Here is a 25246-nt window from a genome sequence, read left to right as displayed (position 1 = left end):
AATTCGCGATGATAGACTTCGGATTCGTCGGTTGTTTTGGCTTGAGGAAGAACTGGGCGATGGCGAAGAAAAGCGTGTCCCGCAAGGCTGGAGTCGCAAGGGAAGCGGAGAAGTCGATGGCGACCCTCTACGACGACATCGAGGCGGCATGGCTTCAGCAGCGCCCCGACCTCGACATGGCGATGGCCTGCACGCTGCTCCGCATGGAGCGCGTCAATCAGTTGCACGAGATGAGGGTGCAGGCGATTTCGAAGACCGTCGGCCTGCAGACCGGCGAGCTTCACGTGCTTCTGGCCCTCAGGAGGTCGGGCAAGCCCTATGAGCTGCGCCCGACCGACCTGTTCCGGGCCCTGCTTGTCACCTCCGGCGCCATGACCAAGCGCGTGGCAAGGCTGCAGGAGGGCGGCTTCATCCTTCGTGTCTCGGCCAACGATGATGGCCGCTCTGAACTTGTGCGGCTGACGGCAAAGGGCCTTGCGACCGCCGATCGCGGCATTACCGAAATCGCGCGCGTCGTCGAGCGCGTGAGCGAAGAGAGCGGTTTGACGCAGACGGAGATTGCCGCGCTCGATCGTGCGTTGCGCAAGCTGCTGACGGTAACCACGGTGCAGAAAGGCACGCGCAAGAAACGGGCGGCGGACTAGCGCGCCCGGCAACCGGCCTGCAATCGCGCCGCGTTCGCGTCATGCGGCAGCCGCGCCATCGATATTTACGTAGACTTCGCCGTCGCGAACCTCCACGGGGAATACCCTGATGTCGTCATAGTCGCCCGCATGGCACTCCCCGTTCCGCACATCGAACATGGCGCCATGCAGGGGGCATTCGACGACGTGGCCTTCGATGAAGCCGGTCGAAAGCAGCGCAAAGGCGTGCGGGCAGACGTCGTCCGTTGCAAATATCTCATCATCGATCTTGTAGAGTCCGATCCGCAATTCATCGACCGTAAAGCCCAGCGGCTCGCCTTCCCTGAGTTTTGCGGCCGCGCATAGATGCTTCCAGCTCGTGGTTGTTGTGGTCATCGAATGCTCCGGGGTGAACCAGGACAATTGCTCTGGTGGGCTCAGGCCGGAAGGGTGCGCCAGTCATCGGCGGGCGAGGCCAGTTTGCCACCAACGGCCCGGATGCTTTTGTAAGACATCGCCTCGCCCTGACCGCTCTTCGGCGGCTGTCCTTTCATGAAGCGTCGGACCTCGTCGAGCAGTTCACGGCGGACCCGAATGATCGCCTGGTCGGCCGAACAGAGATATTCCTGCGAGCGATCGACGATCGGCCCCATGCTCACCATCACCACGAAATCTTCAGTGGGGATGTCGTGGAAACCGGTGGCGTTGCCGGCCGTCATGATCTCGCGGTTTTGTCCCCAATTGTTGCTGCGGTCGCCCGGCAGGCCGCCTGCCATAGGCCATTGATTGGCGCGCTGCACCCGGCGGAACGAGTCGCACGGCCGCTCCGGATTGTAGAAGATGTACCACTGGATCAGGTTTTCGTCGTCGATCGGCACGGCGATGATGGCGGTGCGGTCCTGCATCGGCCCGGTGCCGAAGACCGGCGGGATAAGCCCGTAATAGGGCATCACGAATTCGGTGACGCGGGCGAGGCGGGATCCATCGGGAATCGCGCGCAGTGCTGCTGCGCGGAATCCGTACGGCTTCTTTTCAAACTCGTAACCTACGGCCGTATTCTGCCGCGTGGCCCCGAAATCCGACGCCGACGCCGTCGTCCAGCTCTGATGCAAAAGTGCGATATGGGACGAGTCGATAGTGGCCTCGACGCCCTGCAGCCAGTTCGCATTGAGCTCGATGCCGGCGGTGTAACACTGCTCGGGAGGCAGATCCATCCACTCGAAATCCGGCGCGGGAGGCGCAGTCCCCTCGCCGAGCCAGACCCAGATCAGGCCGGCCCCTTCGCGCGTCGGGTAGGATTTGACCTTTACGGTCTTCATGAATTCCTTGGGATTGTTCGGCTCGTTCGGCACGTCCAGCACTTCGCCGCGAGCGCTAATCCGCCATCCGTGAAACAGGCAGGTCACCGCGCAATCGTCGACTCGGCCCAGAGCTAGCGAGGCTCCCCTGTGGGGACAGGCTTCGTCCAAAAAGCCGACCTGCCCATCACCTCCCCTGAAGGCCACGAAGTTGCGGCCGAACAGTTTTACCCGAACGGGCGCCTCACCCTTGCGAACGCGCACCGAGAGGATGGCGGGCAACCAGTAATGCTGCCGAAGCATGCGTCCCATCGGCGCGTCGCCGATGACGCGGCACAACAAATCGTTTTCTTCCCTGGAGACCATGACGCGTTCCCTTCGATTGACATGGGCGAGTTTTGCATATTATCTTCCGAGGAAGATATATTGTCAATGCGTCTGCGCTGGGTGGTGACGATGGCAAACGCTAGCTTGAAGAATTGTGTCGCGCTGGTGACGGGCGGAAGCCGCGGCGTCGGAAAGGGAGTTGCCATCGGCCTCGCCGAGGCCGGAGCGACCGTCATTGTCACGGCAAGGACACGTGCCGGCGGCGATTCTGAGTGGCCCGGATCGCTCGACGAAACCGTCAAGGCCATCGACGCGGCCGGCGGAACCGGCGCAGGCCTCTTGTGCGACCACTCGGACGACAATTCGGTGCAGACCGTCTTCGAACGGATACAGCGTGAATATGGCCGCCTCGATGTCCTCGTGAACAATGTCTTTGCGGCGCCGAGTGTCATGCCGGTCAATGTGCCGTTCTGGCAGACACCGATGTCGCTCTGGGACACGATGCAGCGCGTCGGCCTCCGCTCGCATCTGGTGGCAAGCCGGCTGGCGGTGCCGCTCATGCTGCCGCAGGGACGGGGTTTGATCGTCAACACGTCTTCAGGCGGCGGGATCCGTTACACATTCAATGTCGCCTTCGGCGTGCAAAAGGCGGGTGTCGACAGGATGGCCCGCGACATGGCGCACGAACTGCGGCGATACGGCATCGCCGCCGTTTCGATCTGGCCTGGATACATCAAGAGCGAAAAACTCGCGGCGCAGCCCGATCGCGTGCCGCCGGCGCTTGCAAAGCTGATCGCCGAGCGCGGCGAAACGCCCCAGTTCGCCGGACGAGCCGTTGCTGCCCTGGCCGCCGATCCGGCCGTCATGGAGAAGACGGGCGAGATCCTGCTGGCCTCTGAACTGGCGCTTGAATACGGGTTCACCGATATCGATGGGAAAATCCCACCTCCGCCCAGCCGCGATCCTGCGCCGCTTTCGGTCTTCACCCCAATCACATCCAACTAGCGGAAACCGCGAGCAACAGGAGGTATCGATGATCGTTGCATTGGGAGGAAATCCGGTTTCGAACCGAGACTGGCATCAGCTGACGCTGGCCGTCGCCTCGGGACTCTTGTGCGCGCTGGCGATTGCAAAGACATTGCCGCTGACAGTCAACGCGGCCCTGGCTGTTGCCGATACGCTTTGCTCCGTCAGCAATGCCGCAGGATCGCCGCTCGACAAGGTCGAATTGATTTCATCCCATGCCCTGCCGAACGTACCGGGCAAGCGCGTGACCATCGTGCGCGTCACCTACGGGCCCGGCGGCTTTACCCGGCCTCATCGCCACGCCGGCTCGGTGACTGCCTATATCACCAAGGGCGAGGTCCGTTCGCAGCTTGCCGGCGATCCTCTCGAAACCTTCACCGTCGGGCAATCCTTCTTCGAGCCGCCGGGCGCAACCCACGTTGTCTCGGCCAACGCGAGCAACACGGAGCCTGCGGAGCTGATCGCCGTGTTTGTCGCTGATGAGGGGGCACAGCTAACGACGTATATCGACTGATCGGACGGCTGCAAAAGCGTGCCAGTAATGGCGATCGATATCGAGCAGGCTCAACGATTGCCGAAATGCCTGCGGTCACGTAGGCGCGAAGCGTCATCACCTCATGCGCGCAAGTCGGCTAACGGAGTGGAGTGCGCTGCAGGGTCGATCGTAATCCATTATGTCCTGTGTGGTCTGCTTCTGAGTTCCTCGGTAGCGCGCCGGAGGATCTCGTGGATCCATTCATGTGAAGGTTCGTGCTCCACGCGCTCGTGCCAGATCGATCGCACCTCCACCGATGTGGTGGCATAAGGTAGCTCGTAGGTAGCGATCTCGTATGTTTGCTCGAGTGCTCTAGCCAAGGGACGGGGAACGATTGCCGCCAGGTAGGAATCCCTTAGCAACGCTGGTAAGGCAAGAAAGTGTGGCAACGAAACGGCAATTCGCGGTGGACAATCGCTCTCAATGAAAGCGCGCTCCAGCGCCGCTCGGTCATACATCTCCGACCGCCGTGCAAGGCCGCGCTCGGAAATGAACCCGTCGATTGCTCCCTCCTGCTCGCCTCCAAAGGAGACGACGACCAATGGCAACTGCGCGAACTTTGCCTTATCGAGCCTGCCAAGCTTGCGCTTGCCTCCCACGATCAATACGTCGTCGTATTCGAACAACAGGGCACTTCGAAAGCGGCTGGGAGGAGTTGAGAAGACGCCTATTGCGACATCGATGCGTCCGAGGTCGATCTGTTCGGCCAAATCAATTCTTGTGACCGGCTTGATGGCGAGGTCGATCAAGGGCGCCTCCCGGCCGAGTATCGTCAGCAAGTGAGAGGCAAGCACCATTGTAGTGAAATCGTTCGCCGCCAACGTAAACTGTTTCGTCGACGCCGCCGGGTCAAAGATCGGCTGTTCAACTGCGGCCTCGAGCGAGCGTAGTGCTTCCCGAACCTGCGGCGCCATCGATAGCGCGCGTGCCGTCGGTTGCATGCCGGACGCCGTGCGCACGAACAGATCATCCTCCAGCATGTCGCGCAACCGCGCGAGCGAGTGACTGACAGCTGACTGGCTTAGCGCAACCTTGTGGCTTGCCCGAAGGACGCTCCTTTCCTCCATAACGGCATCGAAAACCTTGAGAAGATTCAGGTCCAGGGTTTTGAATGAGACCGCCACGATCATGATCCCGTCAGAGGCGGGCTCGGAGACGCCGCCCGGCTCCAGTTAAGTCCAACAGCATTGCCGAGGCAATCTCGTCTTCGACGCGGGATGATGCCGGTAACATGCGCACACCGCAATGATGCGCGTTTCGATGCCGCGCACAGCGATGGAACGGTGTGGTTGCAATGTGAATGCGGCTCAGGGGAAATCTGCAAGACTTTCACTTCCGCCGAGACACCGCCCTGTCATTATCACGCCGTGGTATTCGGAGGAAGCGGGCTATGAAACTCTACGCTGGACGGACCGGACGTATCGGAAGGAAAAAAGCAGGGCTGGTCCTGGCATCTGCGCTGTTCGTGACCTGCGCGGCGGCGCAGGAGAGCCCCATCAAGCTTGGAATTCTGACCGATATGTCCTCGCTTTACGCGGATAATGGCGGGCAAGGCTCTGTGATCGCCGCGCAAATGGCTGTCGACGACTTCAAGGGCAAGGTGCTGGGGCGTCAGATCCAGGTCGTTTACGGGGACCATCAGAACAAGGCCGATATCGGTGCGACTCTCACGAGGCGGTGGCTCGAAAACGAAAACGTCGAGGTGATTCTCGATGTGCCCAATTCCGCCGTGGCGTTGGCCGTGCAGGGCATTACCCGCGAGAAAAAGAAGATATTTCTCGCGACAGGTGCGGCGACGTCTCGGCTGACCGGTGACGAATGCTCGCCGACCGGCGTTCACTGGACCTACGATACGTATGCGTTGTCGCAAGGCACGACCAGGGCGATCTCACGGCTTGGCGAAAAGACCTGGTACTTCCTTTCGGCTGATTACTCGCTGGGAGCGCAACTCGAGGCGGACAGCCGCAAGGTTATCGATGCAACCGACGGCCGAGTCGTCGGCGCTGTAAAGCACCCGATAAATACGCCTGACTTTTCTTCCTTCCTGTTGCAGGCTCAATCGTCGAAAGCGAACGTAATCGCGCTCGCGAACGCGGGCGGCGACTTTGTTAATGCGGTAAAGCAGGCTGGCGAATTCGGGATCACGCGGTACCAGAAGCTCGCCGGGTTAATTGTTTTTATTGCCGACATTCACAGCCTCGGACTTCAAAGCGCGCAAGGCCTGCTTCTCAGTTCGGCATTCTACTGGGACCTAAACGAAGAAACGCGGACCTGGACGAAGCGCTTCGTCGAGAAGACCCAGAAGGTTCCGACCATGATTCACGCAGGCACCTATGGCGCTGTCATGCACTACCTCAAGGCGGTCGAAGCCGCCGGAGTTCTGGACGGTCCGACCGTCGCGGCAAAGATGCGCGCCACGCCCGTGAACGACTTCATGACCAAGAACGCGAAGATAAGGGACGACGGTCGCCTGGTGAGGGACATGTATCTGTTCAGCGTCAAAGCTCCAGGGGAATCCAAATACAAGTTCGACTATTACAAGCTGCTCGCGACAATTCCAGGCGAGGAGGCATTCAGGCCAATGGAGGAAGGGGGATGTCCGCTCCTGAGGAAACAGTAGTAGTTGCCGGTCCCGTCGATGGCTCTTCAAGGAAATCGATCGATAGCCTCATCGCGGGCAGATATGCCTGCCGCGAGTTCTCCGATCGGCCGGTGCAGCGCCGCACCATCGAGGAGATCCTTCGCACTGCGCGGTTTGCGCCGAGCGGTGCCAACATCCAGCCATGGTGCGTGTATGCGCTCGCGGGCGCTTCGAAGCAGAGAGTGTCAGCGGCCCTGCTGGAGGCTCACAGGAACGCTCGGGACGAGCATGTTTCTGAATACAAATACTATGCCACCGAACTGCCGCCGCCCTATCTGAATCGCCGCCAGGAATTTGGCCGTCTGTTCTACGGTTCGCTCGGCGTAGCCCAAACCGATGGTGAAGCCCGCGCCAACCAGACGGCCAAGAATTACATATTCTTTGGCGCGCCGGTCGGATTGATCATCACGATCGATCGGCGCCTGGAGACGGGAAGCTGGCTTGACCTCGGAATGTTCGTTCAGAACGTGATGCTGGCCGCCGCGGGACGCGGCCTGCAGTCCTGCCCACAGGAAACATTCGCAAAGTATCACAGGATACTGCGCCCGCTGCTGTCGATTCCAGACGAGCAGATGGTGGTGTGTGGAATCTCGATCGGCTGTGCAAGGCAGACGACAAGCGCAAGGTTGATGCCGAGGGCGGACATCGGCGAGTTCGCTTCGTTTGCAGGGTTTGATGAATAAAGCAGCAGACGTGGCAAGGAAGGAGACGATTATGGGAAGCCGAGAAGAACTCATTCAATGCAGCATTCCGTTCCTTCGGGAAGTAAAGGATATGACGCCTGGCGCGAAGATGGAGCGATGGCTCAACGAGAAATACGGCGCCGAGAGCCAACTGTATCAGGATCTCGCTCGCCTGATAAAAATCGGGGTTGAGGAAGGCTGGGCGGCGAATCAGGAGGTGGAGGGGCCCAACTATCGGCGCAGTCGGATCCACGAACCGTCGCCCGAAACGTTCCACTTCAGTATCACGGCCGTCTACATGAACAGCAGCGATCCGCGTCGCTTCAAGGACGAGGACGAAAACGACGTATTGCGGGGACAGTATCACGGCCATCCCTATGGTGAGCTGAACCTAGTCGTTCCGCTGGACAAGGGCGCCCAGCTGAAGGGGTTGCAGGGATGGCATGGGCCGGGCTGGACAGCACCCGATCCCGGTAGCCGGCACTATCCCGAAGTCAAGGGCGGTTCTGTTATCGCGCTGTTCTACCTCCCGGCCGGCCGTATCTCGTACGACTTCCAAGCTCCGTCCTGATGACCAACCAGCGGTCGCTCGCGATCTGGCAAAGACGTCCCGTCGATTGTCTCCATTTTTGCCAGTCGACCATCATAAGAAATCGAACGGATTGGTTCCCTCGATTCTGTATGAGGAAGTCAGCAATCATGTTTCCGCCGCGTCTGGTAAAACTGGAAGAAGTCACCAACAGACTCCGCGACACGCAAAAGCGCGTCGAAGTTCTTTGGCAGGAGCCGGAGTCGCTCGCTTTCGTAGCGCGAGGGCGCGAGTACAGGAGCGAGTTTCACGTCAACGATAGCGACGAGTTCACGTACATGATCAAGAATACGATGAACCTTCACTACAGAACACCGGAGGGCAGGGAAGAGATCATCGTGATCCCCGAGGGCTCGGTCAATTTCATGCCGGCAGGGACGCCGCACTCGCCGCGTTTTCCGCTGGACGCCTTTGCCCTGATCGTGGAGCGTGGCCGCCGTCAGAACGAGATCGACAAGTTTCAGTGGTTCTGCCCGAAATGCGATGGTCTCCTTCACGAAGAACAGTTCGTCGTTGCCGACTATCGCGCCGATCCGGTCTCGCAAGCGTACCGAAATTTCTTCGAAAGCGAGAAGGCGCGCACATGCAATGCATGCGGCAATGTGATGCCGAAGCCCTGATCGCCGGGCAGCCGATCAAGCCGAGGCTTCGTCGGCTGCACGCCATCGACTAATCGAACATTGCCACGCAGTCGATTTCCACGTTCACGCCATCGCGGTGCGGAGTCCCGCCCACGCATGTCCGCGTGACCTTTTCTTCGCCGATCTCCTGACGGAATACCTCGTTGAACTGCTTGAAATCCCTGACGTCGCGAAGAACGACTCGCATGTTGACGACGTTGGAGAAGTCAGCGCCTGCCGCAGCAACGCTGCGTGGTTTGCCAGCGTGCGCCGCGTCTGAGCTTCGAGGCCGCCTTCGACAATCTGCTTGGTGTCGGGATCGAGAGGGCCCTGTCCGGAGACGAACAGCATGTTGCCAAACCGAATGCCTGAACGATCGGCGACGGAGTGGAGCGGTCGGTGAAGCCGGTCACCGGCGCGCTGCTGGATGTTATGACGGTCTTCGGCATCGCAAGTCTCACAGGGTTTGAACTTCGCATGCGTTATAGGCTCATTGCCTACAATCATTGCAAATTGCGCAAATGCAAGAAGCAGGCAAGCGGTGAGGTTCGCGCGAGCGCTCGTTTTTGCGACGGCGTTCGACGTATCCGTTCAAGTCGTCACTGCGAAAACTTCGAAGGCTTTCGTTTGTTTGTTTCATCACGCCACGCGAGCAAACCACGCACACGGCAATCTCTCATTTTGATCCTTGAGAGCCGCGGCCAACGCCGCCTTTGACATTCGAATTTTGAATGCATACAGATCGCCCGCTTTCTGAAGGCACTCAAGCGCGGCAACGAGTGGTTCAATGCGCATATCGGAAAGGATTAACTGTTCAGCCTGGTGGCCGAGTTCACCAAACTCCCCGAACCATGAACGAGAAGGGCTGGATAAGCCGATCCAGCACAATGGATGATGCGATGCAAGAAATTCAGTGAGCTAGACGACGGGCTATGCGTTCATGCATCGGGAGTACGTTCGACGCTGGCGGAGCTGAAACGTCGCAGCTAGGTTGAACGATTGCTTGCCAAGGCGCTGGACCATCCATTTTTCGGCATCCGGCAAACCGCATTGACTCCTCGCCACCCAGTGGAGAGCGAGGGCGAGGCCCCAGCAAAATCGGCGGGGCTCTCTCCGGCTCCTGTTCGCAGTGTTGTCTGTTCCGCCTTTGTCGGGGTGATCGTCGAAACCGCTCGGGGAGCTATTCCAAAGCCGCGCAATTCGCCGACGACGGACAGCGCGAGTCGTGTTTGCGCATCTTCTGGACAACATCCTCACCTCTGCAGCCGTAAGCGCTTTTGCCGACGGGACAAGGACTTGGATTCGACAGGCTAGAGCCGGCGAACTTTCGTGAAATCGGCCACTTTCGTCCGATACTTAGCATCCTGAACTTCAGCCGATCTTCTTAAGAGTGTGGGGAAGGGTGGCACCGCGTCCCCGCTGCCAGTGGGGCTGCGATCTTCAATGACAAGCTACGATTTGGCGTCGGTTACGCGGTCAACTGCTGTCATTCGCCTCCGGCATCCTCGTTACGTCCGATTGTCATCTGCGGCAAGCACAACATCGCTTCCGGCTATCTCGCAGCCCGCGCAAAACGCTTGCGATATTCGGCAGGGGTCACCCCAATGTGGCGTGCAAAAGCACGTCTCAGCGTGTCGGCGTCAGCAAAGCCGCATTGCGTCGCTACCTGTTTTGGCGCGTCATGACCAAGCTCAAGCAAGTGTCTCGCGGCGTTGACGCGCACTTCTTCGACCCAAGTCGCGGGCGTAATTCCAACTTCGCTGCGAAACAGCCGAGCAAAATGTCGGGCGCTCAGCCCCATACGCCTCGCTAAGCTGACGACGCTGTGATCCAGTGCCGGATTAGCGGCGATCCAGCGCTGTAGTTCCTGCAGTGCCGAGCGACCAGCCGGAACAGCTTCGCCCTTACGGCTGAATTGCATCTGGCCGCCAGGCCGCTTGAAGAACATCACGAGTTGGCTGGCCACTCGCATGGCGAGCTCGCGTCCGAGATCCTCCTCCACAAGGCTGAGCGCTAGATCGAGGCCCGCGGTGACGCCAGCCGCAGTTCTAAGGCGGCCGTCGGCGACGTGAATCGCGTCATGATCTACGGTGACGGAGGGGAATTTCTCGGCCAGCACGTCCGCCACCGCCCAATGCGTAGTGACCCGCCGGCCGTCGAGCAGGCCGGCGGCCGCGAGGTAAAACGCGCCGCTGCACACTGAGCCGAAGCGTCGTGCCGCGGGTGCCCGGCGACGAAGCCACTCGATGACAATGCCGTCAGCCGGAACCTCGGCCGCGTTCGGGCATCCCGCGACGAGGAGCGTGTCGATAGTCTCGTTGAAGTCGCGATCAATGATCCTGTCGGGCATCAGCTGTACACCCGACGAGCTGCGGATAGGGCCCGGTAGTCCTGCCGCCACGATCAGCCGGTAAGCCGGACGACCGGCCTGAGAGTTTGCCTCCGCGAAAACGTCCAGCGGCCCGGCGACGTCCAGGAGTTGCACGCCGGGGAGGGCTACGATCACAACGGTCTTTGCTTTCACCTTCATGTCCGCCTCAGCCCGGTTTTGTCCGTTTTTGACGTGTTACGTCGATTGTTGACATCATAGCTGCGGTTTTATCGTGCGGACAAGTGAGAGGTGCAGGAGAAGGCAATGACACTTGTCGACCATGATGCCGCCATTCCGGATAGCAAGTTGGCGCGCGCTATCACCGAGTATGTCCGTGATACCGAGACCGAATTGCTCTTTAACCATTCCAGCCGCGTCTATCATTTCGGCGCGTTGGCGGGAGTTCATCGCGGACTCAAGTTCGATCGCGAGCTGCTTTACGCCGGTGCGATGTTTCACGACATCGGCCTGATGCCCGGCCACAGCAGCAAAGACGAGCGGTTCGAAGTTGATGGTGCCCATGCCGCGCGCAATTTCCTGCGCAGTCACGGCGTCCCCGAGGAGGATGCCTACACGGTCTGGACTGCAATCGCGCTTCACACCACGCCGGGCGTGCCGCAGCATATGCACCCGGTCGTCGCCCTAGTCACCGCAGGCGTCGAAATGGACGTACTCGGGCTTACGTACCAAGAATATTCCGAGCAGGAACGCGAAGCCGTCGTGAAAGCCTTCCCGCGCACGCCGCACTTCAAGGAAGACATCATCCAGACGTTCTATGACGGCATCAAGCATAAGCCTGAGACGACCTTCGGCAACGTCAAAGCCGATGTGATCGCCGACAAGGAGCCACACTTTCAACGCGGCAACTTCTGCAGCGTGATCCGCTGCTCGCACTGGCACGGCTAAGCACGCCTTACCCCCTTTGCTCCGAGCCCCTCAACAAGGAATTCTTTCATGACAAACAAGCCGCCACATCTGACCCATGCCACTGGCGCTCCGGTCAGCGACAATCTCAACATCCTGACGGCGGGCCCGCGCGGACCAGCCCTCCTGCAGGACATCTGGTTGATCGAAAAGCTTGCCCATTTTGACCGCGAAGTGATCCCGGAGCGGCGCATGCACGCCAAGGGCTCCGGCGCGTTCGGCGCCTTCACGGTAACCCACGATATCAGCCGCTGCACCAAGGCGAAGATCTTCTCACAAATTGGCAAGCAAACGCCGATGTTTGCGCGGTTCTCGACCGTGGCCGGCGAGCGTGGTGCGGCCGACGCCGAGCGCGACATTCGCGGTTTCGCTCTCAAATTCTACACCGAGGAAGGCAACTGGGATTTGGTCGGCAATAACACTCCCGTGTTCTTCTTCCGGGACCCGCTGCGATTTCCCGACCTCAATCACGCAATCAAGCGCGATCCGCGCACCGGTATGCGCAGCGCCGACAACAACTGGGATTTCTGGACTTTGCTGCCGGAAGCCCTGCATCAGGTCACCATCGTGATGAGCGAGCGCGGGATTCCGCGCAGCTACCGCCACATGCATGGCTTCGGAAGTCACACCTATAGCTTCATCAACGCTGCGAGTGAGCGGACGTGGGTAAAGTTCCACTTTCGCACCGAGCAGGGCATCCAGATTTTGACAGACGCCGAAGCGGAAGCGCTGGTTGGCAAGGATCGCGAGAGCAATCAGCGCGATCTGTTTGAGAGTATCGAGCGTGGAGATTTTCCGCGCTGGACGCTGTTCGTCCAAGTCATGACGGACGAAGACGCCAAGGCCTTCCGCTTCAATCCCTTTGACTTGACGAAAATCTGGCCGAAGGCGGAGTTCCCGCTGATCGAGGTTGGTTATTTCGAGCTGAACCGCAATCCGGAGAACGTATTCGCCGAAGTCGAGCAGGCCGCGTTCTCGCCCGCTAACGTCGTGCCGGGCATCAGCTTCTCGCCCGACAAGATGCTCCAAGCGCGCCTGTTTTCCTACGGAGACGCCCAGCGCTACCGGCTTGGGGTCAACTTCAACCACATCCCGGTCAACGCGCCGAAATGCCCGTTTCACAGCTATCATCGCGATGGGGCGATGCGGACGGACGGCAATCTCGGCCGGACCCCGACGTATTACCCAAACAGCCACGGCGAGTGGACCGATCAGCCCGACATCAACGAGCCGCCGCTCGAACTCGACGGGGCGGCCGCGCACTGGGATCATCGCGTTGATGACGACCATTATCAGCAGCCGGGCGATTTGTTCCGCAAGATGAATTCGGCCCAGCGCCAGGCGTTATTCGACAACACGGCGCGTGCCCTCGGCGGCACCGGGATCCATATCCAGGAACGGCACATCGTCAACTGCACCAAAGCCGACCCTGCTTACGGCGCTGGCGTTCGCGGAGCGCTCTCGCGTCTCGCTGCCGCGCGGCCCGCGAAGAACAGCATTGCGGCAGAATGACAGGACCTGACCTGTGCGTTGCAATCACAACACCCTGCGCCGGGATGGCCGGCGCAGGAAATAGCTTGCATTGATGCGCGAGCTGCAGCTCGACGACACCGCCATCCCATGCCTTGTCGTTCTCGACGTCGGTCCTGATCTGCTTTTGGTTGGCGCACGCGCCATCGTTCTTGCGGCAATCCGCTCAATTCTTTCGTTCGGAATAGCGGAAGTTCGTCGAAAGCGTTTGTTCTCCAGATACCAACAAAAATGCCAACAAAGCGGACGGCTGCGGTGAATTTTTACGTGTGTTTTCAATGCACCGGGAAAATTTTCCTGAAAATCCGGAATCAGGCCGATCTCGTAAGCTATTGTTATTATTGATGTTTTTCCGCGTGGGCCCCGGGCCGATAACCGCCTAAGATGTCAATTACCGATGCAGGTCTCCAAACAGGGCTGTTTGATCCGGCATTTTCGTTGGTGCTCATCATTTGGCGCCTGAAACAGACAATTTGTCGCGTAGCATCGCTGGGTGGCGTTTTACGATCGTTGCTCGATCCGCTGCCGCTAGCGTCGAGAGCTTGGCCTCGCCGGCGAGGGTTCGACGACGTACGGCCGCGGGGCCGGAATCCGCAATCCTTGCGGCGCTACCGACGGCCGTCGTCCGCCGCTGCCCGGCCGATCCATTCTCACAACGCCCGAATGCCTTTCTTGATGCTGTCCGCGATCTGACCAATCTGATCTTCATTGATGATAAGAGGAGGCGACAGGATCAACGTATCCCCAAGCGCGCGGACAAATACGCCGTTCTCGAGACAATGGTTCGCCACGGCGCGCGCCCGTTGTCCGGGAGCATTCGGCGCGGGTTCGATCTCGACAGCCCCCAGCAGGCCGAGGTTGCGGATATCGCGGATCACGCCGCCGGCGCCCCTGATGTCGTGAATGGCGGCTTCCCATTTGCCGGCGATGCGTGCGGCTTTCTCGAAGATGCCTTCCTCCTGATAGACGTCGAGGGTGGCTAGCGCGGCGGCGCACGCAAGCGGGTGGCCGGAGTAGGTGTAGCCGTGAGCGAGCTCGACAGTCGTCTCAGGTCCTTGCGACATGGCGTCATGCACCTGGTGATGGACCAGCACGCCACCCATGGGAACGGCGCCGTTGCTCATCCCCTTGGCGCAGGTGATGAGGTCCGGCGTGACGCCCAAAGCCTGGGCAGCAAAAGGCGCTCCCAGTCTTCCGAAGCCGGTGACAACCTCGTCGAAGATCAAGAGGATGCCGTGCTTGCTGGTGATCTCGCGCAGTCGCTTGAGATAGCCTTTGGGTGGCGGCAGCACCCCGCCGGCTCCGGCGACGGGCTCGACGATCACGGCTGCGACCGTCGAGGGGTCCATCGCAGTCAAAATGCCTTCCAGAGCGTCCGCAAAGTCGACGCCGTGTTCGGGCTCTCCCTTGCTGAACGCATTGCGGGTGAGATCATGCGTATGAGGAAGGTGCGAGACGCCCGGGAGCATGACGCCGAACTGCGCCCGTTGCCACCCGATGCCCGAGACCGAGAGCCCCCCGAACCCCATTCCATGGTAACTGCGCTGGCGTCCGATCAGGCGCTGGCGATGACCTTCACCGCGCGAGCGGTGATAGGCCAGCGCGATCTTCAGGGCAGTATCGACCGCTTCGGAGCCTGATCCGGCAAGGAAGATATGGTCAAATCCCTTCGGCGCGATCTCCATCACGCGATTGGTGTAGTGAAAAGCCAAGGGGTGGCCGAGCGAGAAGCTCGATGCATAATCGAGCTTGCCCGCCTGGTGACGAATGGCCTCGATGATCTTGGGATGGCAATGCCCGGCATTGACACACCAAAGGCCGGCAATGGCATCCAGCACAGACCGGCCGTCAGGAGTCCTGTAGTGCATCCCCTTGGCCTCGACAAAGAACTCGGGCGCTGACTTGAAGCGCCGGTTCGGAGTCATTGGCATCCAGTAGGCTTCAAGGCTGTTCGGAGGAATGTCGAGGTTCGCTCGGGACATTTACGTTACTCCAGTATTGTTGCTGTCGAGGGGCGATGCGGCGCGTTAGCGGGCCAAGGCCTGTTCGACCGACTTGAGGTCGAGGTCCTTGTTGATATCGCCGATCATGTCGTTCGTTGCGATTTCCTTTGCATCCATAGGCTGCTTGAGGATCTTCGCCCGCACCAGCCAGTCGACGTAGCTCTGGTAGATCTTGAGGTTGCTCTCACCCCACTTTTCGCCGGGCGCATCGAGCGTCCACTTCTCGGAGACTGTCTGAAGCAGCGTCGTTGTCCGGTCGAGCGCAGCTTCCGGAGCAAGGCCGGTCGGGACAACCTGCGGATAGACCTCCTGGAAGATAGCGGCGGCCTGACGCGTGTTCTTCAGGGTATAGACGACGCCCATGGTGTAGGCGCGCGCCAGGCGCACCAGCAGATCCCGCTTGCTCTTGATCGAGTCGGAACTCGCGACCAAGCTGTTCGCGGGAAAGGATTCGATCAAAGGATCCTTCAGCATGCGCATGGGGACGCCGGCGAGGCCCATCAGTGTGTATTGCGTGTCCCACTGGCTGACCGCATCGATCTCCTTGCGTTGCAGCAGGACGACGCTTTGCGCCGGCTGGCCTGACACGACGATGCGGATGTCGCGATCAGCATCGAGACCGGCATCGGAGGCTCCCGATCGGGCCAGCACCACGCCTGCCGAAGCCATGGAGGTTACCCCGATCTTCTTGTCTTTCAGATCCGCATATTTCTGGATGAGGCTGTCCACCGGCACTGCGACACCGAAAATGTTGCGCCGGTAAGCGGTGTAGAACACCTGCGTTTTCACGCCAGTCTGCTGCAGGATGGCAACGGGCTCTACGGTGGCGACCGCGGCCAGCACCTCGCCGGTTGCGACGTTGCGGACGCAGTCCGAAGATCCCGGAAAATTCACCAGTTCGACTTCGATGCCCTCCTGTTTGAACCAGCCAAACTTGGTGGCGACCGCGATCGGAGCGACCCCATGCGTGATCACGCTCGTGCACCAGCCCAGGCGCACTTTATCCAGAGCGTGCGCGGGCGAGATAGTGCCTGCAACGGCGATCACCGAGCAAAGGGCGAGACCGGCACTTAGACGGGTATAACGCATCTTACTCTCCAGTTCTGTTGCACGTCGGTTGAGGCGACATCCAGTCAAATCCACTTGTGTCTTGAGCAGAATGCGCCGATGAACGCTGCGGCGGCATTCTCGGAGGCTTCAAGCGAGTAACCGCCTTCCTGCACGATGAGCGTTGGAAGCTGCAGGTCGGCCAGCAATTCGCCGGTTCGTGCAAAGGCGTCCGTTGAGACGTCGAGCAGCGATAGGGGGTCGTCGCGGTGGGCGTCCCAGCCGGCCGACACCACGAGCACCTCGGTCTCGTGCGAACGCACGGCTTTGACGAGGGTTCGGCAGGCTTCGAGAAAGGCTTCGTCGCCGCTGCCGGGAGCAAGCGGCACGTTGATGTTCGCGCCGAACCCTTCTCCTTCGCCGCGCTCGTCGGCGTAGCCCGAGAAGTAGGGATAGTAGGTCGTCGGGTCGGTGTGCACGGATGCGAACAGCACGTCCTTGCGATCGTAGAAGATCGCCTGCGTGCCGTCGCCGTGATGGGTGTCGAAATCGAGGATAGCCACTTTGCCTGCCCGTTTGGCGATGAGATCGGCGGCAATGGCGGCGTTGTTGAGGAAGCAGAAACCGGAGGCGCGGTCCGCGAACGCATGATGTCCCGGCGGGCGGCAAAGCGCGAATGCAGAGGGGCGACCGTCGATAACGGCGTGAGCCGCAGACAGTGCCGCCTGCGCCGATTCGTAGACCGCGCTCCAGGTACCGGCGCCGATCGCGCAATTGAGATCGCCGATGTACCAGCCCGCCTGGGCGTTGACCACGCTGCAAGGTGGTTTGGTTGAGGAGCCCAGGGCCGATCCTCGTCCACGGTACGGATGCGTGTTCGGAAGGACTTCCGGTCCGGCCTTCGGGTTGGCGGCCCAGCGCTCGTAGCTTGAGGCAAGAAAGTCGACATAGTCGGCGCTGTGCACGGCATCAATCGCATCGCGGCCATGGTCGGCAGGCGCCGTTTCCGTCAGGCCGGCCTCTTTCAGCCGGCGGGCCAGCACCTCCATCCGATCTGGATTCTCTACGGGCGGAGTGAGCTTGCCGAGCAGCATGATCTGCTGAGGACGGTGCTCGAGTTGACGTTTTGAGTAATAGACGTCCATGGCAGGTTCACTTCTGCTGCGCGGGGAGAGCGCTGTCGGCCTGGGGCGCCGTCGGCTCAGCGATGCTCGTGTCGGCGGCAGCTCCGGAGTCGACCCGGCCGAGACGTTCCCAGAACAGCACCCGGTGGCGGATCATGACCAAGGCATGATTGAGTACAAGCCCGACGACCGCCAGCACGATCAGGATGGAAAACGATCCCGCGACGTCCATCATGAAGTTCATGCTTTGCATCAGCATGCCGAGCCCGGCGTCCGCACCGAGAAACTCGGTGACGACGGTGCCGATCAGCGACAGCGCCATCGAGATTTCGAGACCCGCCATGATGAAAGGCAGCGCGCTCGGAAAGCGCAGCATCGTGAATACCTGTCGCTCGCTGCCGCCGAGCGAGAGGATGAGGTCGATGCGGTCCTTGTCGGCGGAGGTCAGTCCGGAAATCGTGTTGATCATCATCGGAAAGAAAGCCACCAGCGCCGCCGTCACGATCTTGGAGGTCACGCCGAGGCCGAACCAGAGCACAAAGAGCGGCGCGAGCGCGACCTTCGGCATCGACTGAAACATGATGATGTACGGGTAGATGAAGTAGGCGAAGCGCCGGTTGAGCGCGACGGCCACGCCAAGCGCGAGACCAAGAGATCCGCCAAGCGCAAATCCGGCGAGGACTTCGAATAGCGTCACCGCTCCATGATAGAGGTAGAGCCCGCTCGTCAGACCGCGCCATAGCCCTATGGCCACGGCGGATGCAGACGGCAGGATGAATGCGGGAATCTTGAAAAGAACGGGGCTCGCCTGCCAGATGGCGAGGACGAGGCACAGCAGCAGGATGCTCAAAATCCGGTTCTTCGGGGTGTCGAGCGAGGAGAGATCGGGCATCAGTCCATAACTCCAGCTGTACCGAAATGGGCGCGGATGCGGCGGACGTACTCGCCAAACGGAGGCGTCGTCATCATGTCGAGCGTCCGCTCGCGCGGCAGGTCGATGTCGAGCACCTCTGCGATGCGGCCCGGCCGGGGCGTCATCACAACGACCCTGTCGGCAAGAAATACGGCCTCGGAGATCGAATGGGTGATGAACAGGATGGTCTTGCTCTGGGCCATCCAGAGGCGCTGCAATTCGACGTTCATGTGCTCGCGCGTCATGGCGTCGAGCGCCCCGAAGGGCTCGTCCATGAGCAGCATCGCCGGATCGTGCACCAGGGCGCGGACGATGCCGACCCGCTGCTGCATGCCGCCGGAGAGCTCGGCGGGATAGCGCTGTTCGAACTCACTCAATCCAACGAGGTTGATGAGGTCGCGCGCCCGCGACAGATACTTCTTGCGATCAAGCTTCTGGACGTCGATCGGGATCAGCACGTTGTCGAGAACGGTGCGCCAGGGAAACAGCACAGGCGACTGGAACACGACGCCGATGTCGTGCCGCGGCCCCTCCAGCTTCCGGTCGCCGAACCAGACCGTTCCCGAATTGGTCGGGATCAGCCCCGCGAGGATGCGGAGCAATGTGGATTTCCCGCAGCCTGACGGGCCCACGACCGCGACGAACTCCCCCAAGGCGATATCGAGGTTGATGTCCTGAAGGGCGGTCACCACCGGTCCGCGACCACCGAACAGCTTGCCGACTTCCCTGATGCGGATGAACTCGCGCGAGCTCGACGCGTCGAGCGGGCGGGGCTTCGGACTTGCCTCAGCGGCGGATGCGCCTTTCAACAGCGTCATTACTCACTTCCCTTTAACTAAAGAGCCAGAGCCATGCCGTCCTTGCGATGGTCAGACGCGCCAAGCATGATTCCGCGCTGATGATCGATCCAGATCGCTTGCGCGCCTCCAATGGGAAAGTCGGACCAGCCGACCGCGTGTCCGCGGCGGGCGAGTTCGTCGAACGCTGCTTGCGAGATTGTCTTTTCAAGCGAAAGCTTTCCGTCGAAAGCGAACGAGCGAGGCGCGTCGCTCGCTGCCTGGATGTCGAGCCCGTCGTCGAGAACGTGAGAGAGAAAGTGCGCATGGCCGGTGGCCTGGTAGTGGCCTCCCATCACCCCGAACGGCATGATCGGCTTGCCGTCGCGGAACAGCAGCCCGGGAATGATCGTGTGCAGCGGCCGCTTGTGGGGTGCGATGACGCAGGGATGCCTGGGGTCGGTCCGGAACCCGCTTCCCCGGTTGTGCAGGACAACACCTGTCGTCGGCTCGAAAATGCCGCTGCCGAACGGCGCGAACAGCGAGTTGATCAGCGACACCGCGTTGAGGTCGCGATCGACCGCGCAAACATACACGGTGTCCTTGTGCTCGGTCAGGTCCCAGTCTTCAGGCAGCGAGGCCTTGCCGGGATCGATGCGATCTCTGATCCGGGAGGTAAATGCATCAGAAAGAAACCGCGCAACAGGCATGTCGCCCTGCGTCGGGTCGCAGAAGTAGGAATCACGGGCGCGATAAGCGGCCTTGGTGGCCTCGGCAAGAAGATGGATACGATCCGCCTCGCTGTGCCGGCTGTCCCCAAGCGCCAGAGTTTCGATAACGCGCAGGATCATGAGGGCGGCCAGCCCCTGTCCGGGCGGCGGACACTCGTAGACCTGATATCCGCGATAGCTGGTCTCGACCGGCTGCACATAATCGCTGCGATGGCGGGTGAAGTCTTCCTCCTGATGCAGTCCACCAGCCTCGCGCAGTTTGGCGGTCAGGGCCTGGGCTACTTTGCCCGTGTAGAATCCGGCCGCGCCCTCGCGACTGATGCAACGGAGGGTTTCGGCGAGAGCACGGTTGCGGAAGCGGTCGCCAACCTCCGGCGCGCGACCGCCAGGGAGATACGCGGCGCGGGTCGCCGGATCGACCGAGAGCTTCTCGGTTTGCCGGCCCCAATCCCAGGCGACGCGAGGCGTCACCCGCATGCCTTCCTCGGCAAGGCGGATCGCCGGCGCAAGAATCTCTGCAAGGGGCTTCGATCCGTGGTTTCGGTTCAGCGTGCACCACGCCGAGATCGCACCGGGTATCGTCACCGCATGGGCGGAGGTTGGTGGAATTTCACGGATGTCACGATCGACGTACCATTCGGCTTTTGCCGCGCCAGGCGCACGCCCCGAACCGTCGAGCGCGATCGGTGCCGCGCCGCCCATCGAGAACAGTGCGAAGCAATCGCCGCCTATGCCGGTCATGTGCGGCTCGACAACAGCCAGTACGGCGATGGCGGCGAGGGACGCGTCGACCGCATTGCCGCCGGACCGCAGCATATCGAGGCCGGCTATGGAGGCAGCCGGATGCGACGTGCAGATCATGCCGTTCTCGCCAACCGCCATCGATCGGCCTTGTTTCGTGAAGTCACGCACCGCCTGGAGCCTCCATGGAAATTTGCCGGGCGGCGCGCGCAAGGCGCGGTCCGATCTCGTTCTCGAGTTGCGTGGCGGTGACCTCAGATGGCATTCCACCGCAATTGAAAGCCAGAACCACGCCGTCCGCCGTCACGACGGGGGCGCCGACGGCGTAGACATCTGGCTGGCGATCGCCGAGGGACACACAGAAACCGCGCTTTGCGATCGACTCGAAGGCCGCGTCGATCCGCGCGCGCACGCCGCGCCACTCGCTGCGCGGCCACTGCAGCCGGATGCGGCGCAGCAACGCCTCGCGCTCGTCTTCCGCCAAGGCGAAGAGATAGGCGCGGCCCATGGCCGAAGTCTCGATCGGCAGCCGCGAGCCCAGGTCGAATCGTGCCGGCCGCATTTGCGGATGATGCGCCGTCTCGATGGTGAGCATGACCAGTTGGTCGCGCATGCCGACGGATGCAGGCAAGCGCGAGAAGTCGGCGATTTCCTGCAGGACGGGGCGGGCGGCGATTCGGTGGGGCATGCCGGCAAGCAGCGAATGACACAATGCGACTATCCCGGCGCCGAGCTGGTAGTGCCCCGTGCGGGGAACGATCGCCAGATAGCCGAGCGCGGCGAGTGTCTGGCTCAAACGCGAGATCGTGGGCTTCGACAGCCCTGTGCGCTCGGCCAGCTCGCTATTGCTCAGCGAGTTTTCACCGGGCTTGAACGCCCGCAGCACCGACAGGCCGCGCGCCACGGCCTGTACGAGCCGCACGTCGTCGGAAGAGGCCCCCAACGTATCGGTACTGCTCTTTCGCTCGACGGCAGTGAGTCTGGCCATGAAACCCTTTCGCACATTTCAGAATTTAATTTCATCTCTCGAAATTAATTGTGTCAAGGCCGGCCTAGCAAAAACAACAGGCAAAGGTCGATGGAATATCGGGCACGATGTCGAACGCGCCGGGCCTGTTGCTCGCAGCTGCGAGATAAAATTCGAAGCAAGCCTCGCGCACGGTGCTCGCAACCTTGACTGCCAGGCGAAGCCAAAGCTGCCCGGTTTCGGTGGAACTGCTCCACCGGTCCTACTCAGTCAGGGCTTGTGAATATCTGAAGCGTTTCCACGGCATCAGCCGGCGCGGCTGTCTCATGCGGAAAGTTCTGCCCCGCGTTCAGGCTGGGCCAGAAATCCGCGACCTTGCCCCAGATGATCACCGATGTCGAAGCGGCGATGGCTCGGCAGTCCAGCACAGTCGAGCGCTTCCGTGCCGCGATCCGCGCTATTGTCGAGCTCAACGCGCGCTCGTCCAATGAGCAGCGCCTCATCCTCAACGATCTTGCGTTCCTCGCCGAACCCGAGCAGCAGGCGATCAAGACGTTGGAGCGCCAACTCGTCGACGCCGTCTCGGACCTACTGATCCGGCTCGACACCGAGGGCAAGATCGTCAACCGCTCCAAGAAGGTCTACACCATGATGCTGTTCGGCATGCTCAACTTCAGTCACACTTGGTACGACCCTAGCGGCGACATCGAGCCGCAAGAATTCGCGGACATGGTAGTCGACCTTTTTTTGTACGGCTTCGCGATGCCTGCCGAAAAAGGGGCTACTGTTCGAAAGGAACACGCTTAGTTCCGGTGTTATGAGCCGTCGAGCGGCGAGAAATGTCTGCAGGGAAGGCTACATGCTTGAGTGGCTCTACCCTATTTGAACCCACCATTCGACAGTCATGGAAAAGTCGGCTGGAATCTTACGCCGCTCATTTCCAGTTTGGGTGGCCATTCTGAAATGCGTTGAAAAACAATGAGGCGTTTCTTACCCAAACAATTCTCTAAAGCATTGAATTCATTTACAGTGACAGTGCACGAAACTCTCACTGGAGTTGAGTGCACTGTCACCGTAATCCGGCATTCGCGCCAAGCTGCTCAGCGACGGCGGCCCGACCATGTGGGCCGAGCTGATGGACGAGCTGCGCGATCTCGGTTTGAAACCGAAGCGTCGAGCCCGCCCAAGCGTCGGCTGCAGACGGCCTATGAGAAGGTGATGGCGAAGAGAGCCAAAGGCTGACGTCAGCGAGGCGCAGCCGCGATTGCCTGACGAACGCCGCGGGACAAGCAGCCTCACGGATGCGCAAAAACGGCAACTGTCCCTTCACAGGAAAGCTATTGAGCCGACGTCACCTGCAACGGTTTCCTCAGAGCCCGTTCGGGGCTCGATTCCGGATCCGCGATCGGGCGGCGGTAGGTCGCGATGCGGCGCAGCCAGCCGACCTCGAAGACACGGTTGGAGGGCAGGTTGCGAATCCGCTGCTGCAGGACGAACTGCGCCGCATCGGCGAATTCGGCGCGCACGGCCTTCGGATCGCTGGTATCACCGTTCATTTTGAGCAGCACCTGCTTGAGACCCCAACCCTGCCGCCGCCCGGTCTTCCTGTTCACGGCGGCTTCGTTCGGGTTAGTGCCCTCGCCCTTGAAATTGATGTAGTCGATCAGCGGATAAAAATTCTCCGAGGCGCGAACGACGCGCGTGAACTGGATGACGATATGTTCGCGCTCCGGGCTCTCGGGCGTCGTCTTGAGGATCTTCTCCATCGCACCTTGCGCCCGCGCCATCATGAATTGCGTCTGCTCCGCCACGGTGTCGAGCAGAAACTGCCTCAACTCATTCATCCGCGGTGAGTTGGCGTTCTTCCTGAACTCGGCCCGGCTTGTCCACGGGTTGGCCGGAATTTGCGTCTGGTCCAGCCAGGCGGGCAAACGCACGTTCTTCTTGCGCATGGATTCGAGCAGGGCCGGAAAGCTCTCCTCGAAAGGCAGCCATTTGCCGACAGGAAACCAGATGAAATGACCGATTCCTAAGGAAGCGAATTCCTCGTTCGCATTCCATGACGTGATCGCATCGCGTTTTCCGCCTGTTTCATTCAGCCAGATCTTCTGGCCGATCTTCTTCGCCAGATCGTCCGGCAAGACGAACTGTGGCACAGGTAAATCCTTGGCGTCGTGGCTCGATTTCCGGGCTTCCGGCATTTGAACGGCAGCTTCCGGCGCTGGCTTCTGCACCTCATTCTGTCGCAGGTCGGGTTTCGGCTTCTGCGTGCGGGATGCTTGCGCGGCGCCAGGCCCATCCTGCTCTTTTTCGTTATCAGCGACGCGTGTCGCGGCCGGCGCGGCTGTTTCCGCCAATGCCGTTTGCGTCGCCATGCCGGCGACGATGACACACGAGAGCAGCCATGAGCCGCAAGCAAGTGCCTTCGCGCTGTACGCCCCGGGTCTCGCCTGCCGTGCCGTTCTCCTGCCGCTACGCGCAGGCCAGCGGCCAATGAAATCACCGCCCATGTCCATGTTTCCGAAGGCTAGCTGACGGGAAGGGTCGTACGGGCGAACAACACGATGCGTATGGCGAAATCGTGGGGTCATAGTGGCGCCGCAGTGCCGGCGCCACATGGGCGACGATCCTGCGCATCGCGTTGACGCCACACCGCAGGCTCGCCTGCATCGGGCCGGTGTTTCTGATGTGATCGCTCATGCCTGGGTTTGGCGGTTGGCATCAGCGCGATCGCGCCTCCGCCTGGAGCCCGCGGCCTTCGGCGTCTTCCGCGCCGCGGAGGCCGGGCTCTTGTCCGATACGATCACGCGCGCATGCCGCGTGACATTGCCGACGCCTTGCCGCCGTCGGCGACCGACATGTTCTGCACGGTGATGGCGGGCTCGCCACGGGTGCGGTAGCGGTTCAGCGCCTCGATCTGGGCGGGAAAGGTGCGGGCGAGCCGACCGAGCGCGCGCGGCGCTATCGTGCTGGGCGAGGTCGTCGGCGTTCACGAGGTGATGGGCGCGTCGCGTCCCATCACATGAACTGACACCAGCATGGCCCCGACGGAATCCCGCGGGTGAATGCTCTTCACCATCGAAGCATAAAAGAGAGGATGACCTCGTCGGTGCTTTCACCGCTCACGCCGGCCCTTATCATTACCTGAGAATGCCATGCATCGCTTCGCGGTCGGCGACCCGGGCGCCTCAGCCATGAGCTGCTCGCCGAGTTCCTGAAATGACTGTCCGCCACCCGGCCCCCTGATCATCCCGCCAGAAAGCCGCCATCCACCGCGACAACGGTTCCGGTTGCGTATTGCGAGGCCGGCATGCAGAGGAAGGCGACTGCGCCTGCGATCTCTTCCGGCTGGCCCCAGCGCTTGACGGCGGTGCGGTCGGCGATGCGCTGGTAATGCGCGCGGTCGGTGCGGCCGGCGGCGTTGATCGCGGTTTCGATGTAGCCGGGGGCGACGGCATTGACGCGGATGCCTTCCTCGGCCCAGGCCAAGGCCAGTGCCTTGGTCAGCATCACGACGCCGCCCTTGCTGGGGCAATAAGCGGGGATGCGCGGCAGCGCCAGCGTCGCATTCATCAAGGCGATGTTGACGACCGCGCCCTTGCTTTTCGCCAGCAGCGGGCGGAAAGCCATGCAGGTGCGGAACGTGCCGATGAGGTTGACGTCGAGCACCTTCATGAAGGTCTCGATTTCATACTCCTTGTCGCGCGCAAGGATGCCGGCAATTACGGTGACAGTGCACGAAACCCTCAACCGCAGCTAGGTGCAATGAGAAGTGCG

General features: G+C 61.0%; 24 protein-coding genes and 2 pseudogenes. 12 read left to right on the top strand and 14 right to left on the bottom strand.

The window, feature by feature from the left end; all coding sequences use genetic code 11:
• Positions 1-59 precede the first annotated feature (59 nt).
• Positions 60-644 (top strand): MarR family winged helix-turn-helix transcriptional regulator, encoded by a 585-nt coding sequence (locus CQ13_RS41330; protein ID WP_197427395.1) that lies wholly within the window; start codon positions 60-62, stop codon positions 642-644.
• A gap of 39 nt (positions 645-683) precedes the next feature.
• Here CQ13_RS41330 and CQ13_RS22820 read toward each other — a convergent pair whose 3' ends face one another.
• Positions 684-1019, bottom strand: a complete 336-nt coding sequence (locus CQ13_RS22820; RefSeq protein ID WP_057845082.1) for a Rieske (2Fe-2S) protein — start codon at positions 1017-1019, stop codon at positions 684-686.
• Positions 1020-1060: 41 nt separating this feature from the next.
• A complete protein-coding gene (locus CQ13_RS22815) occupies positions 1061-2287 on the bottom strand; it encodes a Rieske 2Fe-2S domain-containing protein (protein ID WP_057845081.1) in 1227 nt (408 codons plus the stop codon).
• Between the two features lie 90 nt (positions 2288-2377).
• Here CQ13_RS22815 and CQ13_RS22810 point away from each other — a divergent pair, with 90 nt between their 5' ends.
• Entirely contained in the window at positions 2378-3253 is an 876-nt protein-coding gene (locus CQ13_RS22810) for an SDR family NAD(P)-dependent oxidoreductase (protein WP_057845110.1), read from the top strand.
• A gap of 28 nt (positions 3254-3281) precedes the next feature.
• Positions 3282-3788, top strand: a complete 507-nt coding sequence (locus CQ13_RS22805; protein ID WP_057845080.1) for a cupin domain-containing protein — start codon at positions 3282-3284, stop codon at positions 3786-3788.
• A 158-nt stretch (positions 3789-3946) separates the two neighbouring features.
• Here the strand turns inward: CQ13_RS22805 and CQ13_RS22800 are convergent, their stop codons facing one another.
• The gene (locus CQ13_RS22800; RefSeq protein ID WP_057845079.1) at positions 3947-4939 is read right to left on the bottom strand and encodes a LysR family transcriptional regulator; all 993 of its coding nucleotides are present in this window, start codon (positions 4937-4939) and stop codon (positions 3947-3949) included.
• A 260-nt stretch (positions 4940-5199) separates the two neighbouring features.
• On the opposite strand from CQ13_RS22800, the gene CQ13_RS22795 reads away from it, so the two are divergent.
• The 4 genes from CQ13_RS22795 (at position 5200) to CQ13_RS22780 (ending at position 8342) form a co-directional block, all read left to right on the top strand.
• Positions 5200-6429: an ABC transporter substrate-binding protein gene (locus CQ13_RS22795; RefSeq protein ID WP_057845078.1), complete on the top strand. Its 1230-nt coding sequence runs from the start codon at positions 5200-5202 to the stop codon at positions 6427-6429.
• Positions 6405-7133, top strand: coding sequence for a nitroreductase (locus CQ13_RS22790; protein WP_057845077.1), 729 nt, complete (start codon positions 6405-6407; stop codon positions 7131-7133). Before CQ13_RS22795 ends, CQ13_RS22790 begins: the two co-directional genes overlap by 25 nt.
• A gap of 31 nt (positions 7134-7164) precedes the next feature.
• Entirely contained in the window at positions 7165-7704 is a 540-nt protein-coding gene (locus CQ13_RS22785; RefSeq protein WP_057845109.1) for a 4-hydroxylaminobenzoate lyase, read from the top strand.
• A 128-nt stretch (positions 7705-7832) separates the two neighbouring features.
• Positions 7833-8342 (top strand): 3-hydroxyanthranilate 3,4-dioxygenase, encoded by a 510-nt coding sequence (locus tag CQ13_RS22780; protein ID WP_057845076.1) that lies wholly within the window; start codon positions 7833-7835, stop codon positions 8340-8342.
• Positions 8343-8391: 49 nt separating this feature from the next.
• Here the strand turns inward: CQ13_RS22780 and CQ13_RS41325 are convergent.
• Positions 8392-8693, bottom strand: a pseudogene (locus CQ13_RS41325) (Rid family hydrolase).
• Positions 8694-8741: 48 nt separating this feature from the next.
• Here CQ13_RS41325 and CQ13_RS44525 point away from each other — a divergent pair.
• On the top strand, positions 8742-9059 hold the full coding sequence (locus tag CQ13_RS44525) for a hypothetical protein (RefSeq protein WP_197427401.1): 318 nt from the start codon (positions 8742-8744) through the stop codon (positions 9057-9059).
• 835 nt (positions 9060-9894) lie between these two features.
• Here CQ13_RS44525 and CQ13_RS22770 read toward each other — a convergent pair.
• A complete protein-coding gene (locus tag CQ13_RS22770; protein ID WP_057845074.1) occupies positions 9895-10872 on the bottom strand; it encodes a GlxA family transcriptional regulator in 978 nt (325 codons plus the stop codon).
• Between the two features lie 105 nt (positions 10873-10977).
• Here CQ13_RS22770 and CQ13_RS22765 point away from each other — a divergent pair, with 105 nt between their 5' ends.
• The 3 genes from CQ13_RS22765 to CQ13_RS43245 all read left to right on the top strand — a co-directional run bounded on the left by CQ13_RS22765 (position 10978) and on the right by CQ13_RS43245 (position 13426).
• Positions 10978-11619 (top strand): HD domain-containing protein, encoded by a 642-nt coding sequence (locus tag CQ13_RS22765; protein WP_057845108.1) that lies wholly within the window; start codon positions 10978-10980, stop codon positions 11617-11619.
• A gap of 48 nt (positions 11620-11667) precedes the next feature.
• The gene (locus CQ13_RS22760; RefSeq protein ID WP_057845073.1) at positions 11668-13149 is read left to right on the top strand and encodes a catalase; all 1482 of its coding nucleotides are present in this window, start codon (positions 11668-11670) and stop codon (positions 13147-13149) included.
• A gap of 70 nt (positions 13150-13219) precedes the next feature.
• Complete coding sequence (locus CQ13_RS43245; protein ID WP_210183078.1) at positions 13220-13426, top strand: hypothetical protein; 207 nt, start codon at positions 13220-13222, stop codon at positions 13424-13426.
• Positions 13427-13817: 391 nt separating this feature from the next.
• Here CQ13_RS43245 and aptA read toward each other — a convergent pair whose 3' ends face one another.
• Genes aptA through CQ13_RS22725 form a run of 7 tightly spaced genes read right to left on the bottom strand, consistent with a single transcriptional unit; the run spans position 13818 to position 21490 of the window.
• On the bottom strand, positions 13818-15149 hold the full coding sequence (gene aptA, locus CQ13_RS22755) for an omega-aminotransferase AptA (protein WP_057845072.1): 1332 nt from the start codon (positions 15147-15149) through the stop codon (positions 13818-13820).
• Between the two features lie 45 nt (positions 15150-15194).
• The gene (locus CQ13_RS22750) at positions 15195-16313 is read right to left on the bottom strand and encodes an ABC transporter substrate-binding protein (protein ID WP_156433812.1); all 1119 of its coding nucleotides are present in this window, start codon (positions 16311-16313) and stop codon (positions 15195-15197) included.
• Positions 16304-17311 (bottom strand): histone deacetylase family protein, encoded by a 1008-nt coding sequence (locus tag CQ13_RS22745; protein WP_245309266.1) that lies wholly within the window; start codon positions 17309-17311, stop codon positions 16304-16306. Before CQ13_RS22745 ends, CQ13_RS22750 begins: the two co-directional genes overlap by 10 nt.
• Before the next feature lie 58 nt (positions 17312-17369).
• On the bottom strand, positions 17370-18233 hold the full coding sequence (locus tag CQ13_RS22740; RefSeq protein ID WP_057845069.1) for an ABC transporter permease: 864 nt from the start codon (positions 18231-18233) through the stop codon (positions 17370-17372).
• Positions 18233-19072 carry an ABC transporter ATP-binding protein gene (locus tag CQ13_RS22735; protein ID WP_082637586.1) on the bottom strand — a complete coding sequence of 280 codons (840 nt, stop codon included), beginning with the start codon at positions 19070-19072 and terminating at the stop codon, positions 18233-18235. The genes CQ13_RS22740 and CQ13_RS22735 overlap by 1 nt, the downstream gene beginning before the upstream one ends.
• Positions 19073-19089: 17 nt before the next feature.
• Positions 19090-20673: a gamma-glutamyltransferase family protein gene (locus CQ13_RS22730; RefSeq protein WP_057845068.1), complete on the bottom strand. Its 1584-nt coding sequence runs from the start codon at positions 20671-20673 to the stop codon at positions 19090-19092.
• Entirely contained in the window at positions 20666-21490 is an 825-nt protein-coding gene (locus tag CQ13_RS22725; protein ID WP_057845067.1) for an IclR family transcriptional regulator, read from the bottom strand. The genes CQ13_RS22730 and CQ13_RS22725 overlap by 8 nt, the downstream gene beginning before the upstream one ends.
• A 363-nt stretch (positions 21491-21853) precedes the next feature.
• Between CQ13_RS22725 and CQ13_RS22720 the strand changes: the two genes are divergently transcribed.
• Positions 21854-22276 (top strand): TetR-type transcription factor C-terminal domain-containing protein, encoded by a 423-nt coding sequence (locus CQ13_RS22720; RefSeq protein ID WP_057845066.1) that lies wholly within the window; start codon positions 21854-21856, stop codon positions 22274-22276.
• A 530-nt stretch (positions 22277-22806) separates the two neighbouring features.
• On the opposite strand, the gene CQ13_RS22715 is transcribed toward CQ13_RS22720, so the two are convergent.
• Both CQ13_RS22715 and CQ13_RS22705 read right to left on the bottom strand, forming a co-directional pair.
• A complete protein-coding gene (locus CQ13_RS22715; RefSeq protein ID WP_057845106.1) occupies positions 22807-23979 on the bottom strand; it encodes a hypothetical protein in 1173 nt (390 codons plus the stop codon).
• A 736-nt stretch (positions 23980-24715) separates the two neighbouring features.
• Positions 24716-25189, bottom strand: a pseudogene (locus tag CQ13_RS22705) (SDR family NAD(P)-dependent oxidoreductase); the annotation flags it as partial.
• Between the last annotated feature and the right edge of the window lie 57 nt (positions 25190-25246).

The sequence above is a fragment of the Bradyrhizobium retamae genome, assembly GCF_001440415.1.
GTDB lineage: Bacteria > Pseudomonadota > Alphaproteobacteria > Rhizobiales > Xanthobacteraceae > Bradyrhizobium > Bradyrhizobium retamae.
This window is presented reverse-complemented; position numbering and strand designations above follow the sequence as displayed.

What these genes read in the sequence shown, in the direction of transcription:
- CQ13_RS22745 (WP_245309266.1), bottom strand. Translation starts at nt 17,311, where the DNA reads ATGCTGCTCGGCAAGCTCACTCCGCCCGTAGAGAATCCAGATCGGATG.
- CQ13_RS22785 (WP_057845109.1), top strand. Translation starts at nt 7,165, where the DNA reads ATGGGAAGCCGAGAAGAACTCATTCAATGCAGCATTCCGTTCCTTCGG.
- CQ13_RS22805 (WP_057845080.1), top strand. Translation starts at nt 3,282, where the DNA reads ATGATCGTTGCATTGGGAGGAAATCCGGTTTCGAACCGAGACTGGCAT.
- CQ13_RS22810 (WP_057845110.1), top strand. Translation starts at nt 2,378, where the DNA reads ATGGCAAACGCTAGCTTGAAGAATTGTGTCGCGCTGGTGACGGGCGGA.
- CQ13_RS22760 (WP_057845073.1), top strand. Translation starts at nt 11,668, where the DNA reads ATGACAAACAAGCCGCCACATCTGACCCATGCCACTGGCGCTCCGGTC.
- CQ13_RS22735 (WP_082637586.1), bottom strand. Translation starts at nt 19,072, where the DNA reads ATGACGCTGTTGAAAGGCGCATCCGCCGCTGAGGCAAGTCCGAAGCCC.
- CQ13_RS41330 (WP_197427395.1), top strand. Translation starts at nt 60, where the DNA reads ATGGCGAAGAAAAGCGTGTCCCGCAAGGCTGGAGTCGCAAGGGAAGCG.
- CQ13_RS22780 (WP_057845076.1), top strand. Translation starts at nt 7,833, where the DNA reads ATGTTTCCGCCGCGTCTGGTAAAACTGGAAGAAGTCACCAACAGACTC.
- CQ13_RS22770 (WP_057845074.1), bottom strand. Translation starts at nt 10,872, where the DNA reads ATGAAGGTGAAAGCAAAGACCGTTGTGATCGTAGCCCTCCCCGGCGTG.
- CQ13_RS22820 (WP_057845082.1), bottom strand. Translation starts at nt 1,019, where the DNA reads ATGACCACAACAACCACGAGCTGGAAGCATCTATGCGCGGCCGCAAAA.
- CQ13_RS22815 (WP_057845081.1), bottom strand. Translation starts at nt 2,287, where the DNA reads ATGGTCTCCAGGGAAGAAAACGATTTGTTGTGCCGCGTCATCGGCGAC.
- CQ13_RS22795 (WP_057845078.1), top strand. Translation starts at nt 5,200, where the DNA reads ATGAAACTCTACGCTGGACGGACCGGACGTATCGGAAGGAAAAAAGCA.
- CQ13_RS22740 (WP_057845069.1), bottom strand. Translation starts at nt 18,233, where the DNA reads ATGCCCGATCTCTCCTCGCTCGACACCCCGAAGAACCGGATTTTGAGC.
- CQ13_RS22800 (WP_057845079.1), bottom strand. Translation starts at nt 4,939, where the DNA reads ATGATCGTGGCGGTCTCATTCAAAACCCTGGACCTGAATCTTCTCAAG.
- CQ13_RS22715 (WP_057845106.1), bottom strand. Translation starts at nt 23,979, where the DNA reads ATGGGCGGTGATTTCATTGGCCGCTGGCCTGCGCGTAGCGGCAGGAGA.
- aptA (WP_057845072.1), bottom strand. Translation starts at nt 15,149, where the DNA reads ATGTCCCGAGCGAACCTCGACATTCCTCCGAACAGCCTTGAAGCCTAC.
- CQ13_RS22790 (WP_057845077.1), top strand. Translation starts at nt 6,405, where the DNA reads ATGTCCGCTCCTGAGGAAACAGTAGTAGTTGCCGGTCCCGTCGATGGC.
- CQ13_RS22765 (WP_057845108.1), top strand. Translation starts at nt 10,978, where the DNA reads ATGACACTTGTCGACCATGATGCCGCCATTCCGGATAGCAAGTTGGCG.
- CQ13_RS22720 (WP_057845066.1), top strand. Translation starts at nt 21,854, where the DNA reads ATGATCACCGATGTCGAAGCGGCGATGGCTCGGCAGTCCAGCACAGTC.
- CQ13_RS22725 (WP_057845067.1), bottom strand. Translation starts at nt 21,490, where the DNA reads ATGGCCAGACTCACTGCCGTCGAGCGAAAGAGCAGTACCGATACGTTG.